13 protein-coding genes are annotated in these 15,391 nt (G+C 61.1%); 4 read left to right on the top strand and 9 right to left on the bottom strand.

Translation table 11 applies throughout. From position 1 onward, the window contains the following. Positions 1-114 precede the first annotated feature (114 nt). The 3 genes from uxuA to uxaC all read left to right on the top strand — a co-directional run bounded on the left by uxuA (position 115) and on the right by uxaC (position 4,333). Positions 115-1,308 (top strand): mannonate dehydratase, encoded by a 1,194-nt coding sequence (gene uxuA, locus VNS12_RS06770; RefSeq protein ID WP_325487136.1) that lies wholly within the window; start codon positions 115-117, stop codon positions 1,306-1,308. A gap of 51 nt (positions 1,309-1,359) precedes the next feature. Continuing rightward, entirely contained in the window at positions 1,360-2,832 is a 1,473-nt protein-coding gene (locus VNS12_RS06775) for a mannitol dehydrogenase family protein (protein WP_325487084.1), read from the top strand. Between the two features lie 94 nt (positions 2,833-2,926). Further along, the gene (uxaC, locus tag VNS12_RS06780; RefSeq protein WP_325487085.1) at positions 2,927-4,333 is read left to right on the top strand and encodes a glucuronate isomerase; all 1,407 of its coding nucleotides are present in this window, start codon (positions 2,927-2,929) and stop codon (positions 4,331-4,333) included. 222 nt (positions 4,334-4,555) lie between these two features. On the opposite strand, the gene VNS12_RS06785 is transcribed toward uxaC, so the two are convergent. From VNS12_RS06785 to VNS12_RS06805, 5 genes are all read right to left on the bottom strand, one after another. After that, positions 4,556-6,886 (bottom strand): DUF7133 domain-containing protein, encoded by a 2,331-nt coding sequence (locus VNS12_RS06785; protein WP_325487086.1) that lies wholly within the window; start codon positions 6,884-6,886, stop codon positions 4,556-4,558. 60 nt (positions 6,887-6,946) lie between these two features. Next, positions 6,947-7,369, bottom strand: coding sequence for a c-type cytochrome (locus VNS12_RS06790; RefSeq protein ID WP_325487087.1), 423 nt, complete (start codon positions 7,367-7,369; stop codon positions 6,947-6,949). A 68-nt stretch (positions 7,370-7,437) separates the two neighbouring features. After that, complete coding sequence (locus tag VNS12_RS06795) at positions 7,438-8,967, bottom strand: tripartite tricarboxylate transporter permease (RefSeq protein WP_325487088.1); 1,530 nt, start codon at positions 8,965-8,967, stop codon at positions 7,438-7,440. An 8-nt stretch (positions 8,968-8,975) separates the two neighbouring features. Further along, the gene (locus VNS12_RS06800; RefSeq protein ID WP_325487089.1) at positions 8,976-9,512 is read right to left on the bottom strand and encodes a tripartite tricarboxylate transporter TctB family protein; all 537 of its coding nucleotides are present in this window, start codon (positions 9,510-9,512) and stop codon (positions 8,976-8,978) included. Between the two features lie 66 nt (positions 9,513-9,578). Further along, on the bottom strand, positions 9,579-10,613 hold the full coding sequence (locus tag VNS12_RS06805; protein ID WP_325487090.1) for a Bug family tripartite tricarboxylate transporter substrate binding protein: 1,035 nt from the start codon (positions 10,611-10,613) through the stop codon (positions 9,579-9,581). Positions 10,614-10,952: 339 nt separating this feature from the next. Between VNS12_RS06805 and VNS12_RS06810 the strand changes: the two genes are divergently transcribed. Beyond that, entirely contained in the window at positions 10,953-11,636 is a 684-nt protein-coding gene (locus VNS12_RS06810) for a GntR family transcriptional regulator (protein ID WP_325487091.1), read from the top strand. A gap of 279 nt (positions 11,637-11,915) precedes the next feature. Here the strand turns inward: VNS12_RS06810 and VNS12_RS06815 are convergent, their stop codons facing one another. The 4 genes from VNS12_RS06815 to VNS12_RS06830 all read right to left on the bottom strand — a co-directional run bounded on the left by VNS12_RS06815 (position 11,916) and on the right by VNS12_RS06830 (position 15,375). Then, positions 11,916-12,848, bottom strand: a complete 933-nt coding sequence (locus VNS12_RS06815; RefSeq protein WP_325487092.1) for a sugar phosphate isomerase/epimerase family protein — start codon at positions 12,846-12,848, stop codon at positions 11,916-11,918. A 145-nt stretch (positions 12,849-12,993) separates the two neighbouring features. Further along, the gene (locus tag VNS12_RS06820) at positions 12,994-13,551 is read right to left on the bottom strand and encodes an isopentenyl-diphosphate Delta-isomerase (RefSeq protein WP_325487093.1); all 558 of its coding nucleotides are present in this window, start codon (positions 13,549-13,551) and stop codon (positions 12,994-12,996) included. Next, positions 13,548-14,465, bottom strand: a complete 918-nt coding sequence (locus VNS12_RS06825; protein WP_325487094.1) for a TatD family hydrolase — start codon at positions 14,463-14,465, stop codon at positions 13,548-13,550. The genes VNS12_RS06820 and VNS12_RS06825 overlap by 4 nt, the downstream gene beginning before the upstream one ends. Before the next feature lie 34 nt (positions 14,466-14,499). Next, positions 14,500-15,375, bottom strand: coding sequence for an EboA domain-containing protein (locus VNS12_RS06830; RefSeq protein ID WP_325487095.1), 876 nt, complete (start codon positions 15,373-15,375; stop codon positions 14,500-14,502). Between the last annotated feature and the right edge of the window lie 16 nt (positions 15,376-15,391).

A 15,391-nucleotide genomic window follows, 5' to 3' on the forward strand; every position in this document is an offset into this window, starting at 1 on the left:
CGCGCTTGCCAGACAACCTTTAGTGCAATATGTATTCTAGTATCCTACGTGCAATTAGGAGACAAGCCCACCGACAATCGGCGGGTAAAGGAGAACGGTGTGCAAAAGCGGCTGATGCAACAAACCTGGCGCTGGTTCGGGCCCGAGGACAAGGTGAGCTTGCGCGATGCGCGCCAGGCAGGCGCCGAGGGGATTGTGACGGCTCTCTATCACATACCTCCCGGAATAGTTTGGACGCCCGAGGACATTGCGAAGCGTCAGCAGGAAACCCTTGTCGGCCCCGATGGCTCGCCATCTGGCATCGCCTGGGACGTGGTCGAAAGCCTGCCGGTTTCCGAGGCGATCAAGACCCAGACCGGCGACTGGCGCGAACATATCAATAACTGGAATACCAGCCTGGAACACATCGCCGCCGCCGGGCTTGAGGTGGTCTGCTATAATTTCATGCCGATCCTTGACTGGACCCGGACCAACCATCGCCAGGTGCTGCCCAATGGCGGGACCGCGATGAGCTTCGATCTCGTCGCGTTTGCGGTATTCGACATTTACATCCTGGCCCGGGTCGGCGCCGCCGAAGATTTCCCCGCCGAGATCGTCGAGGAAGCCGCGCGCCGCGTGCGCACGATGAGCGACCGGGACAAGGCCGACCTGGCCGATGCCATCGTTGCCGGTCTGGCCGGCGCGGTGGAAAACTGGACCGTCGACACGTTGCGGGACCAGCTCGCGCTCTATAGCGCGATCAATTCAGAACAACTGCGGCGTCACCTCTTCGATTTCCTCGAACAGGTCGTGCCCACTGCCGAGCGGCTGGGTGTGCGCATCTGCTGCCATCCCGATGATCCCCCGTTCTCGCTTCTGGGCCTGCCCAAAGTTGCCTCGACCGAGGACGACTATCGCAAGCTGGTCGAAGCCGTCGACAGCCCGGCCAACGGCATCACCTTCTGCGCCGGCTCGCTGGGCTCGCGGGAAGACAATGACCTGCCCGGCATGATCGAGCGCCTCGGATCGAAAATCTTCTTTGCGCATCTGCGCAACGTGACCCGCTACCAGAAGGGAATTCCCACCGGCTTTCTCGAAGACGAGCACCTGGGGGGCGATTTCGATATGGTCGCTGTCGTCAACGCGCTGCTGCGCGAGCAGGACAAACGGGTTGCCGCAGGCCGCAGCGACTGGCAGATTCCGATGCGCCCCGACCACGGCCATGAACTGCTCGACGACGCGGCGCGTGGTGCCCGGGCCGGATACCCGGCTGTGGGTCGCCTCAAGGGGCTGGCGGAGTTGCGCGGCGTCATGCACGCCCTCGCATAATCAACACAACGAGCAACCAGTTTGTCGTCAGCGGCAGTCATGAGGTCAACGATGCAGCGTCTCAACATCGCCCAGCTGGCCGGCCTTGCGCCGGCTGTCGCCATCCCTGCTTACGACAGAGACAATGTCACCGCAGGAATTGTCCACATCGGGATCGGGGCGTTCCATCGCGGCCACATGGCGGTCTATATCGACGACCTGCTCAAGTCCGACCCCAATTGGGCAATTGTGGGCGCAAGCGTCAGGCGGCCCGACACCAAGGTTGCTCTGGAGCCGCAGGATTATCTGTATTCAGTGACCGACAGGGATGCTGATGGGGCATCGACCCGGATCGTCGGGTCGGTGGTCGATATCATCGACGCGTCCAAGGACATCCAGCCGCTGATCACCCGCATGGCCGATCCGGCCATCAAGATCTTTTCGCTCACGGTCACCGAGAAGGGCTATTGCCACGATCCCGCCAGCGGGCATCTGCTGGCGCATCACCCCGATATCATGCACGACCTTGCCCATCCCAATGAGCCCCGGAGCGTGCCCGGCATCATCGTTGCCGCCCTCGAACGGCGGCGGGCGCATGGACGCGCGGGCGTGACGGTCCTCAGTTGCGACAACCTTCAGGGCAATGGCGAGATCGTGCGCCGCACGGTGCTCGAATATGCACGGCTGTGGAACGCGTCGCTAGCCGACTGGATCGAGGCCAATGTCAGCTTCCCCTCCACCATGGTCGATCGGATCGTGCCCGCGGTTTCGGCCAGCGACAAGGACGAGATTGCGAAAGTCCTGGGTGTTGAAGATGCCTGGCCGGTGATCACCGAGCCGTTCAGCCAATGGGTGGTCGAAGACAATTTTGCCGCCGGACGGCCTGATCTCGCCTCGGTTGGCGTGCAGCTCGTGGCGGATGTCGAGCCGTTCGAGCTCATGAAGTTGCGCATGCTCAATGGCTCACACTCCACAATGGCCTATCTGGGCCAGTTGGCGGGGCTGGAATTGGTTTCAACCGCTGTCGGCAACGCTTCGATCCGCAACCTGCTGTTCGCATTGATGACAAACGAGGTTATCCCCACGCTCAACGTTCCCGGAGTCGATCTGGGGGATTATCGGGACCGGCTGCTCAAGCGTTTCGCCAATCCCGCCCTTGAGCACCGCTGCGCCCAGATCGCCACCGATGGGAGCCAGAAGCTTCCTCAGCGCATCCTGATGCCGATTCGGGAGCGGCTGGCCGCCGGTCAGTCGATCGAGCTGCTTTGCCTTTCGCTTGCAGGCTGGATCGCCTATCTCGCCAGAACCGTGCGCAACGCCGAAACACTCAACGATCCCCTTGCCGAGCGCCTGGGCGCGGCGGTGCGGGACAGTTCCGACATTGCCGGTCTCGTCGCCTCGATTTTCGCGATCACAGAAATCTTCGGGGCAGACCTTGCGGATATCGCGCAGGTGCGCGAGACCGTTGAACTCCACGTCGCGACGCTCGAAAGTGAAGGTGTCGAAGCGGCTATCGCATCGGCGCTGGCCCGGGCGGGGTACTGATTTCGAGGAGGAGCAATCCTCGATGATCCAAGTCTTTGATTTATCGCGCTTCCGAACCGACTAGGTGAATCCCGGAGGTGCTCTGGGAGGTTCCATGTCGTTGCTGCACCCTGACCGGCTCTTTTCAAGCAATCCCGTCGAGCGCGACATCGCGCGGAACCTGTTTGATAGCGTCAGCGATGTCCCCATCGTAAGCCCGCATGGCCACACCGATCCGCGCTGGTACGCCCGCAACGAGAACTTTGCCAATCCGGCAGAATTGCTCGTCGTTCCGGACCATTACGTGTTCAGGATGCTGTTCAGCCAGGGGGTGCGGCTGGAGGATCTTGGCGTCGCGACCCTCAATGGCGAGCCGGTTGAAACCGATCCGCGGGTCATCTGGCGCCGGTTTGCCGAGCATTACCACCTGTTTGTCGGCACCCCGACCCGCATGTGGCTCGACCATACGTTCGAGACCCTGTTCGATCTGCACGATCCGCTGACAGCCGCAAACGCTGATCTTTATTATGATCGCATTGCCGAACGGCTGATCGAAGACGCCTATAAGCCGCGCGCGCTGTTCGAGCGGTTCGGCATCGAAGTGATCGCCACCACCGAAGGCGCGCTCGATCCGCTGCAATGGCACGACGAAATCAAGGCCAGCGGCTGGCATGGGCGTGTCGTCACCACCTATCGCCCCGATGCGGTGATCGATCCCGATTTCGAGGGCTTTGCCGCCAATCTCGACGCGTTCGGCGCTTTGACCGAATGTGATACGGGAACATTTCAGGGCTATCTCGACGCCCATCGCAAGCGCCGTGCGTTTTTCAAGCAGCGCGGTGCGACGGCGTCCGATCACGGGCACCCGACCGCCGACACAGCCAATCTGTCAGATAGCGCAGCGAAAGACCTGTTCGACCGCATCCGCGCGGGCAAGGGCGACGCAGCCGATCATCGCCTGTTCCGAGCGCAGATGCTGACCGAAATGGCCAAGATGAGCCTTGATGATGGCCTTGTCATGCAGCTGCATCCCGGATCGTTCCGCAACCATTCTGCTGCCATCTTTGAACGGTTCGGGCGCGACAAGGGCTTCGATATCCCCTCCCGCACCGATTACGTTACGGCGCTTCAACCGTTGCTCTCGGCCGTGGGGATCGATCCGCGCCTGACCCTCATCATCTTCACCCTGGACGAGTCGTCGTATTCGCGTGAGCTGGCACCGCTGGCTGGCGTTTATCCAGCGCTCAAGCTCGGTCCGGCCTGGTGGTTCCATGACAGCCCCGAAGGCATGCGGCGCTATCGCGAACTGACGACGGAAACGGCAGGCTTTTTCAACAGTGTCGGTTTTAACGACGATACCCGCGCCTTCCCGTCGATTCCGGCCCGCCACGATATCGCCCGTCGCGTCGACGCCGCCTTCCTGGCCCGCCTTGTGGCTGATCATCGCATTCGCGAAGACGAGGCGGCAGGGTTGATGCACGAACTGTCCTACGGCCTGGCCAAGAAGGCGTACCGTCTCTGAGACTGGTTTGCCTGCAAGCGGACCGCTGAACCAAAGCCAGCACTGCCCAGCACCAAACATTTTGTGATCCGGCCCGAACCCCTTCGGGCCGGATCTTTGTTTTTTGGGCCTGTGCGTTAGGGCGGCGTGGTGCCGTTCCAATTGTTTGTTTGCGCATGGCACTGAACAGCAGACAAAAAAAGAGGGGCCGGAGCCCCTCTTTCAATTGTGTTTGCGCGAACCTTACTGGTCCTTGCCCGGCCAGTTGATAAAGGCTGCCAGTCCGGCGAAACGCCTTGCGATGGCCTCGTCTTCAACGGAGAGCATCGCTTCAGGAGCCACATCGAGATTGAGCATCGGGATGCCGTCAACTTCAGCAAGGGCCGATTCAGGCCGAACCGGAGCGTTGGCTGCCCGCTGTGCAGCAAGGAGTTCGGCCGCTTCGCGGTCAGCTGCACTGGACTGTGCGTTGAAGTCCGGGAAGGCGCGGTCGCCGAACGTGCCGACGTTCCAGGAACCACCGAAGCCGCGCGGCAGCGCCGGGGCGTTGCCGGGATCGGACACACCAGCCAACTCGACTTCCATGCCTCCCAGAGCGGCATCACGCTGCCAGTCCAACAGTTCGGACGAAGCGATAGCGTCGAGCATATGTGCAACGTCTTCCGACGTACCCACGCGGGTAATGCCGTTGGCGACGGTCATGATGCCGTTGGCAACGCCGGTGTAGCGGCTGTTGGTGGCGAGGAGGCGATCGAACAGGTCGACCACTTCGTCGTCATGGACGCCCGAGAGGGCGGCGTCGAGCGCGATGTAATCGCGACCGTAGACGTCGATGATCTTGACGATGGCATCGAGACGGTTGGCGTCGTCCAGTTCACCGGCCGAAGCGGCGAGCTGGTAGATGACCTGCCAATCATTGTGGGTGTTGCCGATGACGCCCAGGAAGGCATCAACCACGTCCGCATTGCCTTCGGCGAGGAAGGGTTCTGCGATCCGTAGGGCGGCAGCGCGCACTTCGCGATCGGAATCGTCGAGCACGTCGACGAGCAGGTCGGCTTCAACGCCGCCCAGACCGTCGAGGGTCCACAGGCCATGCAGGCGGGCGATCGGGTCCTTGTCCGAACGGACGAGGTCGATCAGGGCAGGGATGGCATCGGTCTGCTGCTGGACGACCATGAGGCGCTGGGCGTGATCGCGGTACCAACCGTTGACGTTTTCGAGCTGGGCCACCAGTTCAGCCGGCGAGGCTTCGGTGAGCTTGATCTGCTCGGTGGTCTGGCCGTCTTCGTGGGTGATGCGATAGATGCGGCCGTTGGCCCCATGCGTATTGCCCAGGTCGTGCTCTTCGATCCAGTCATGCAGGTACTGGGTGATGAACACGGCGTCCTGAACCACACCGTGGTACAGGTCGAGGACGTACAGAGCGCCATCGGGGCCGGTCAGGGTGTAGACCGGGCGGAAGCGTTCCTCGGTCGAGGTCAGGAAGTCGGCATTTTCATACGACTTGCGCAGATACATGCCCGCACCGGAGTCCTGGAGCGTGCTCATGGTGACAAGGTTGCCAGCGGGTTCGGGAACGAACACGTTGCCGTAGTCGCCTCCAGCCAGACCCGTGCCGCGATAGACCGTGGCGCCACCGGCGGCGGTCAGCTCGGTCAGCGCACCGCGCTCGTCAAGCGAGCCTTCGGCATAGCCGCGGTTCACGCCCGGGGTCGGACGACCCGGCCAGGTGCGGTTCACGTCGCGGGTCGGGCCACCGATCCACTCGTGGTTGCCGCGGTTGCGGGTGAAGACCGTGCTGCGGCCATAGTAGTAGTCGGCCACATAGCTCATCGAGGGAGCAGCCGAGTTACCCTGACGCAGGATGCGGCCTTCGTCGTCAGCCGTCACGCCCCACTGGGTGATCGAAACGCCGCGGGCAACGTCGAAGTCTTCGCCGTTCCACTGGTACACTTCGTCCAGATACGCGTTGTAGATACGGTTGTCGATGTTCCAGAACATGCCGTTCGGATTGTGCTCGATCGAGCCGCCGACACCGCCATAATTGTTTTCGGTCAGCGCGACCTTGGTATCCGCGACATCGTCTCCGTCAGTGTCTTCGAGCAACCAGATATTGGGTGCCTCGCCGACGATCACCTTGCCGGGTTCGAGGATCAGCATGGCGCGCGGCAGCACAAGGCCGTCGGCGAACACCTTGCGGCTGTCCATGACGCCGTCGCCATCGGTATCTTCGAGGATCACGATGGAGCTGCCCGGAGTAGCGCTGGTCAGGTCTTCGAGGTTGAGCATGAAGGTGGTTTCAACGACCCAGAGGCGGCCGTCATAGTCCCACTGCATCACGATGCCGTCACCGAGCATGGGCTCGGAGGCGATCAGTTCGATATCGTAGCCGGGGGGCAGGGTGAACGTTTCGAGCGAATCCGCAGGTTCCATGTAGCCGAAATAGTCCGGCAGAGGCTGGAACTCGGGCGGCCAGACCTGGGCGGACTGAGCCAGCGCGGTCCCCGCCAGCAAGGTGCATGTCAGCGCAGAAAGCGCCACGACCTGCCCGATGTTTTTCTTCCTCATCATCATGTAGTCTTGTCCTCCTGGTGACGGCAGAGCCGTCAGTAAAAAATACACTTGAGGGTGTCGTTATTGCCCGAAACGCATGGATTCGAGTTCGGCCCGATCCGTGGGCAACGCGACGTCACCGGCTTCCATGCCATTGCTCTGGGCAAGGAACGCGATGATGGTTGTGACCTGCGCATCCGAAAGCGAGCCGGGGGCATCCGCCGGCATCAGTTCCTGAGTGTAGGCATGGAGCTCCGACACGGGGCGGTCGAGCCACGAGAAATTGGCCCCCGAAAGCTGGGGAGCCGAGAAGCCTTCCAGCTCCGCGCCGTGGCAGGCGGCACAGACACGCTGATAGTTAGCGCCGCCGCCAATGGCCTGGGCAGCGGTAAAGGTAATCGGGCTCAAATCGCTTGCCGCATCCTGCGCCGACGCGGTGCCGGCGGCAAAGGTGGCAAGGCCGAGAGCCAATGCAATGTGAGTCAGTTTAACGGCGTGTGCCATGATCTACTCCTGGAGTGTGCGGGCCGGGGGATGCCCAATTTAAATAGCCTGGTGTGAACTGCCGCTGGTTAAGCGGCAGTCCCGGATTTGCGCCCAGCGAGACTGGAAAAAAGGCCTCTGACCGTCCGTCCGACTGCGGGAATGCTCATGAGAATGGTGATGACCACCACCGCGCACAGGATGGCGCTGATCGGGCGGGTGACGAACGGCGTCCAGTCTCCATTGGTCAGCCCAAGGCCACGACGCAGGTTGAGGTCGAGCAACGGCCCCAGCACCAGACCGAGGACCAGCGGCGCCATCGGGTATTTCATCTCGCGCAGCAGGAAGCCGACAACGCCGAAACCGAGCATGAGGTAAACGTCGAACATGCGCTGGCTGACGGCAAACGAGCCCACAACACAGAACACCGCGATCACCGCCATCAGGCGTTCCTTGGGTACGCTGACGATACGGATGAACAGTTTCGTCAGCGACAAACCGAAAATCAGGTTGGCCAGGGTTGCGAGCAACAGCATCCCGATGACCTGATAAAGGAAGGCCGCATTTTCGATCATCAGCATCGGGCCGGGGCGGATGCCGTGAATATACATCGCCGCGATGAGCACCGCCGCAGCCGCCGAGCCCGGCAAGGCAAGGGTCAGGGTCGGGATCATCGCCGCCGAAACCACGGCGTTGTCACCGGTTTCTGCGGCAATCAGACCTTCCTGGCTCCCCTTGCCGAATTCTTCCGGGTGCTTGGAAAGCTTCTTGGCTGCCGCATAGGAGGTCCATGCGCCGACGTCCTCGCCGACACCGGGGATGATCCCCACGATTGTGCCGATGATGCCCGAACGGATGATGGTCTTCCAGTACTGGAAGATTTCCTTGAGGCGGGGCACAACCCGGTCATTGACCGAGGCGATGCGGACATTGGTCCGGCTCTTGATCTGCGTCATGATCTCAGCGAGGCCGAAGGCGCCAACCATGGCCGGGATGATGTCGATCCCCGCGCCCAGCTCCCTCACCCCGAAGGTGAATCGCTGGTAGGCGTGCAGGCTTTCCATACCGACCATGGCCACCAGCAGCCCGATGACACCGGCGATATAGCCCTTGAGCGGCGTGTCGCTTCCGCTCATCTGACCGGAAATGATGACACCGAACAGCGCGAGCCAGAAGAACTCATAAGATCCGAACTTGAGCGCGGCCTCCGAGAGGAAGGGCGCGATGATGGCGAGAAAGAAGATTCCCACCATCGTCCCCAGCGTCGAGGACGTCGTGGCCAGCCCCATAGCCAGCCCGGCCTTGCCCTGAAGGGCGAGCGGATGCCCGTCCATCGTCGCGGCAGCGTTGGCCGGCGTTCCGGGAATGTTGAGCAAAATGGCGGTTCGGCTACCGCCAAAGATAGCGCCCAGATAGACGCACATCAGGGTGAGGATGGCCTGCTCGGCAGCCATCTTGTAGGTCAGGGTGACCAGAAGGGCGACACCCATGGTCGCGGTCAACCCCGGCAGCAGGCCGATGGCAAGGCCAAGCAACGTCGCCCAGAAAACGTTGAACAGGCCCTCCGGCGTCAAAAAGTACGCGACCCCCTGCCCCAGCAATATCAATCCGTCAAACATGAGCTTTCCTACGGGAGTCTAACGAGGAAAATTACGGCGAACAGGTAGTAGATACCGCCGCCACACACGACCGCTGTCACGACCGCCCAGAACACCGACCGCACAAACGGCACAGGCTCCCGGGTCAGAACGACCTCCATCGCCAGCACCATGGCGAGGATGAAGATCATCGACGCCGCCCAGAACGGCATATTCCCGATCAGGCCGAACACGTAGATCAGCACCAGCCCCATGCCGGCGGCCACGCGTGCCGCCTGCATCGAACCGAGCAGTGCGAACAGTTCATTCCAACCATTTGGCGCGTGGATACGCCACGAGCGGTATGCCAGAAGCACGCCAAGCAAAGTCAGCGCAAAACTGAGCACCATGGGCACCAGCCCGGGGATCGTCAGGGGATGGATGTTTCGTGCCTCCAGCCGAGGCATGGAGTAGGACTCATAAAACAGAAAGAGCCCAACCGCGATCAGAACAATGGACGTCAACAGATCGGCGCGGGCCCGCATGCCCTGACCGTCCTCCTCTGGACCGCCCTCTTCGGTTTGCATCGTCATTTCCTTTAAAGCCAAAGGTGACGGGGGCCCATGGCCCCCGTCACACGATTCCTCAATTGCTTACTCGGCCCGGGTTTCGGTGCGAGCTTCGCAATCGACGCCGATGGTCGAAGGATCGTTGACCGCATCGCCACGCTCAAGAGCCGCACAGGCCTGAGCAACGACAGTGGCCGAAACCATGTCACGAGCCTCGGCACCATAAGCGGGCGTAAACAGAGCGCCAGCCGTTTCGGCATAGTTCTTCAGCGCGTCCGAATTGGCCACATCTTCGGCCCAGATCGCATCAAGGGTCGCGACGACTTCATCGGGAACACCCTTCGGCACCAGAACACCGAAGTAGTTGTAGGAGAGATCGACATCGGGCAGCCATTCGGTGACCGGCGGGATCGGATCGACGCCCTGGATGATCAGCGGCTGATCGGAAAGCACCGCCAGAGCACGCAGACGGCCGCCACGGATCAGTTCGGACTGCTCACCAGCCAGCTGGGTGGTGACCATCGATTCACCGGACGCGGCAGCAATGGTGGCCGGGCCACCACCTTCATAAGCAACCAGGTTGTACTCGAAATCGCCAGCCTGGGCCAAAGTGGAAATGGCCGTACCGCCAGCCGAGCTCACGCCGGCCGTAGCGATCGTGACGTTAGAGCCGTTGGTCTGAAGAGCTTCGAGCAGATCGCCGAAATCGGCGAAGGGGCTATTGGCAGGAACGCTGACGACCGACACGTTAGCGACGCTGAGATAGAGGTGCCAATCGTCGATCGAGGTACCCTCGATAAGACCGGTGATCGAATAGGTGGCGGCGTCGGCGATGCCCGTGGCAAGCAGCGTGTAGCCATCGAGCGTACCATCGAGAACGCCCTGCGTACCGACCGCGCCGGAAGCGCCCGGCTGGTTGACGACAAGGACGTCAGCACCGAGATTTTCGGCCAGGATCGGCGCGGTGACGCGGGTTACCTGGTCAGTGGCACCGCCGGCGCCCCAGGGAACAATAATGTTGACCGGATGATCGGGCGCCCACTCTTGGGCGAGTGCCGACAAAGAGGTTGCCGAAATTGCTGCAACCGCAACGGCGGTCACCACAGAAAGTCTCTTCATATTTTCCTCCCGGATAAGGTCAGGGGCTGACAGGCCCTGACATTCAGACTAGGATACTAGCATACACATAGCGTATTTCAAGCTGCAACCCCCAATCTTCGCAATTGACATCCGCGCGGTATGCCGAAAATTTCGTTCTTGATCGGCCGCCCGGAATCACAGGGAAACCCGGCATGGAATTGGGGGAAACACTGTTGAATACTACTACACTAAGGGCTAGATCATAAGCCTAAAGTCGAATACCTGGCGGAATGATTGTATCGAACCGCTTCGACCTGAAAGCGCAAGGAGGAATGCGCAGATGCCAGTTGGGGAAAGGGCTCATCAGTGACCAGGACAATGGACGATAGGAAGTCGATCGAAGAGCGCTACGTAGAAGCTCTCGGCGACGTCCGGATCGACTTCACACGATCAATGGCGCCCCAGATTTACGATCTGATGCGCAAGATAATCGTGCAGAACCGTATTGGGCCCGGCACGCCGATCTACGAAGCCAAGTTCGCCGATATCATTGGCGTGAGCCGCACCCCCCTCCGCGCCGCCATGCAGCAACTGGCAAAGGAAGGGCTGGTCGAAACCCGGCCTCAGGTCGGTTCGATTGTTGCGCCCATCGATCAAAAGAAAATCTTCTCCGCCGTCTTCTGCCGTGGGGCGCTGGAAACGGCGGTGGTGCGCCGGTTGGCCAGCATGCGGCCCTTTGATATCAGCCCGTTCCTCGGCGTCCTTGCCGAGCAGCAGGATTTCGCCGAGCGCCACGACTATATCGGCTTTTTCGATCTCGACGAACGGTTCCACGCCCTGCTCGCTGAAGCTGCGGAGGTGCCCGAGGCCTGGCAATTGGTCCTGTCGAGCAAAACGCATGTGGACCGGGCCAGAATGCGCCTGCAAAGCGCGGCGCCTGAACGCGCGGCCATTGCCTATCAGCAGCATCTCGATATCATCGACGCCATAAAGGCCGGCGACGTCGAACGCGCTGTCCTGTGCATGGACAAGCATGTGCGCTCGGCGCTCGATATCATCTAGGGGCGAAACCCGATCTGATTGACTCCGATCGGGCCTCCAATTCCTTGTTTTACACCGCTCCCGTACAGAGCAAGTGGCCGCCACTTGCTCTGCAAGCGCTCATCCTTGCCTTGTCGCGCCTCCGAACCGGAGCGCTCGTCCTTGCTGTGTCGCACCTCCGAACCGAAGCGGTTCAGGCCACACAACGAAAATAGCCGCCTGTGGCAGGCGGCTATTTCAAGCTTGCAGGTCCGGCTTCACGGCGACCGCCCAGGATCGCCGTGAAGCCTTTGCATCAGATCAGTTCGGGGCCACTTCAGCCGAAAGATAGGCGTAGCTTTCGCAAGCCGAGGTGATTCCATCGGGCTCAGGGCGGTCGTTTTCGATGAAGTAGTAATCAACGCCGGCGACATCGCTCAGATCGAAGATCTCCTGGAAGTCGATGAAGCCCTGTCCAACAGTTGCAAAGGTGATCGATTCTTCACCTTCGGCGTTGGTCACCATCTGCGCGTCCTTGACGTGCAGCAGCGGGAAACGTCCCGGGTTGGCTTCCATGAGCTCAACCGCGTTTGCGGAGCCGATGACAGCCCAGTACAGATCAAGCTCGAAAGCCACCAGATCCGGATCGGTTTCATTGAGCAGGATGTCATAGCCCGACTGACCAGCGCCAAGGTCGTCAAATTCATGACCATGGTTGTGGTAGGCAACGGTGACGCCCGCTTCGCTCAATCCGGCGCCCGCCTCGTTCAACAAGGCAGCAAGCTCGGTATAGTACGTCGTTGCATCTTCGCCTTCAGCCGGACCACCGCTGATGCGCACATAAGTGGCGCCCACAGCCTGCGCGGCGTCGATGACCTTGTCGAGTTGATCGGAGAGATGGTTTGCGTTCACGCCAAGCGACGGCACGTTAAAGCCAAACTCTTCGGCATATTCTTGGATCGCCGGAATAGCGACACCCTGGAAGCTGGGGACATCGCCATCGAAATTGGGGCCGGAGAACTCGATGTTTTCGATACCGCATTCGGCCACTGCCTTCAGTGCACCGGCTGCATCTTCGCCGATCTGCGCCCGGATGGTAAATCCGACGAGGCCGATCTTATCGACCGGGATACCCAGATGCGACTGGCCGCTATCCTGGGCCAGCGCCGGTGCGGCGACCAGACCGAGCGAAAGGGCAGCAGCGCCGACGCCGCTCAGGATAAGCGCATCAAATGCGCGACGTGAGAGATTCATGTGTTCCTCCTCTGTGCTGGAATACTAGAGTACAAAGGCAGTCTAGCGAAGGGTCTTCCTGAAGGAAAGCGATAAGATTGGCACAGGGAAAAAATTTCCCCGGCCAGCCCGCTTTGCTGCTGTGGCCAGGGGGATTCTTGCAAACTCAGTAAAAGAGTCCGGCGACGAGCCCGGTTTCGACATAGATTTTGAACCATGGAGCGTAACGCTCGGGATTGGCCTTCACATCGTTTTCGATCTCGTTGAGACTGGCGGTCCTGATCTGCGCGACTTCCCTGGGCCGGAACCCGTCCAGAGGCTGATCGGGGGACACCTCGCCGCGAAAGCACTCGACGATCTCGTTCTCAAACAGCGCCCCGATCGGCGCTTGATAGTGCACCCGCCCCACATGGCGAGTTTCCGGGCCGATCGCCAACTCACGGTCGAGGGTGCGCGCCACGCAATCCTGGGCGCTTTCGCCCCAGCGCGGATGCGAGCAGGCAGAATTGGCCCAGAGTAGCGGCGCATGATATTTCGTCGCGGCGCGCTGCTGCAACACCAGCCGGTCGCCCTGGAACAAAAACACCGAGATCGCCAGATGCGGGGTGCTGACCCGATGCGCGTCGAGCTTTGCGATCGGATAAAACAGGCCCCGCTCGTCGACCCCGGTGATCAACTCGCCCAGGGCGTCATCGTCCGGCAAGGATAGAGGCGCTTGCGTCATTCGATGATCAGCTTGTTGGCGTCTGGCCGCACATCCCCGATCACCGGTTCACGACCGCCGCGAAGAACGGAATTTCCTTCATGCAGCCGAGTCTGGTCAACGCTGATGCCGTCAGCCCAATCCGATTCGCTCATCTGTCCCGACTGTCCATAAGCGGCGAGCGCGTTGGCGTAGGTCGCCTTTTTGATCGCGTCTTCCGAAACGCCGCGCTCGCGGGCCAGTTGTGCGGTCTTGGGGACCGCAAGCGGATCGGAAATCCCCCAATCGGTGGCCGAATCCAGGATCACCTGGTCGCCGCCATATTTCTTGAGCAGTTCAACCATCCGCACATTACCCATCTTGGTCGATGGATAGATGGAAAAGGCCGCCCAGAACCCGCGATCGAGCACGTCCTCGATCGTTTCCTCATTATTGTGGTCGATCACCACCTTGGTTGGGTCCAGCCCGTGCTCAAGGCAGACTTCCATCGATTTGATGGTGCCCTTTTTCTTGTCCCGATGGGGCGTATGCACCATCACCGGCAAATCGAGCTCCTTGGCCAGTTCAAGCTGGGCGCGGAAATACTTGTCTTCGAGCGGCGTCTGTTCATCGTAGCCGATCTCGCCGATGGCAACGACGCCTTCCTTGAGCGCGAAACCGGGGAGGATGTCCATCACGCCTTCGGCGAGTTCTTCGTTGTTGGCTTCCTTGGAATTGAGGCCAATGGTGCAATAGTGCCGGATGCCGAACTGGGAGGCGCGGAAACGCTCGAAACCCACGATGTGGGAGAGGTAATCCACATAGGACCCCACATAGGTGCGCGGCTGGCCCACCCAGAAGGACGGCTCGATCAACGCCACGACACCCGCCGCCGCCATGGCCTGATAGTCGTCAGTGGTCCGCGAGATCATATGAGCGTGAGCATCGATAAACATGTGCATTTCCATCGTTAAATCTGAATAGGCCCCGTTAGGCCGCAAGCGATTGCCAGGACACCGCGCCCGATTTGATTGCCTGACGCTCAGCCGTCAACACATCGAGCATATGGCCCGCGGCGGGATCGGGGCTTTCCATGAGGCACAAGGCGGCAGCCAGCCGTTCATCGGGGTCAGCGCTCTCAACGAGCGGGGCGATATCGTTGAGAACCTCGCCCTCGGCGAACGGAGCGATGCACCGCCAGACCTGAAGATCGACGGCGCGCCCGGCGGCACGGCGCTCATGGACGTGATCGACCAGCGTTGAGGCCAGCGCGGCGTTGCGCCGCTCATCCAGCCCGATGATCGGGCCGAGCGTCGAATCGATGAACAGCGCCTTGAGCACCATGTGGTTCCAGCGCTGCTCCGGGAAGGTGTCGGCGGGCACGGGATTGTTGTGGGCGATGGCCTCGAACACCAACTGAATCGAAGTGCGCAGGCCCTCGCCCAATTGCCAGTCAAGGCCAGCGCTTGCTGGAAACAGGGGCGCAGCCTTGTACAGGCCAAGCAAGGTCGCCAGATCGGCGGTGCGGCACAAATCCTTGTAGATCTGGCCAAATGCCTCGCCGTCGTCAGCCAGGGCCAGCAGGATCGCGGTGCGGGCGGCATCCGCCAGCGTCCAGGACAAGGGCACCCATCCAGGACGCACTGCATCGGCGTCCGCCAGATCGTCTTCCGCCAGCACCAGCGGGCCCTTGCCCGCCTTGCGGCCGGCCAGCGCCATGGTCTTTTCAATCTCGCTGAACGTCATGGTGGGGGCCGCCGAGCGCGCCTTGGCCAACCAGTCGGCGACCGCGTCATCCAAAGCCCGTTCCAGCCAACCCACGATCAGATCCGCCCTGTTCACGGCGATGTTTTCGGTCAAACTCATTGGACCTCCTCTATAT

The organism is Pelagibacterium sp. (assembly GCF_035555455.1).
Lineage (GTDB): Bacteria > Pseudomonadota > Alphaproteobacteria > Rhizobiales > Devosiaceae > Pelagibacterium.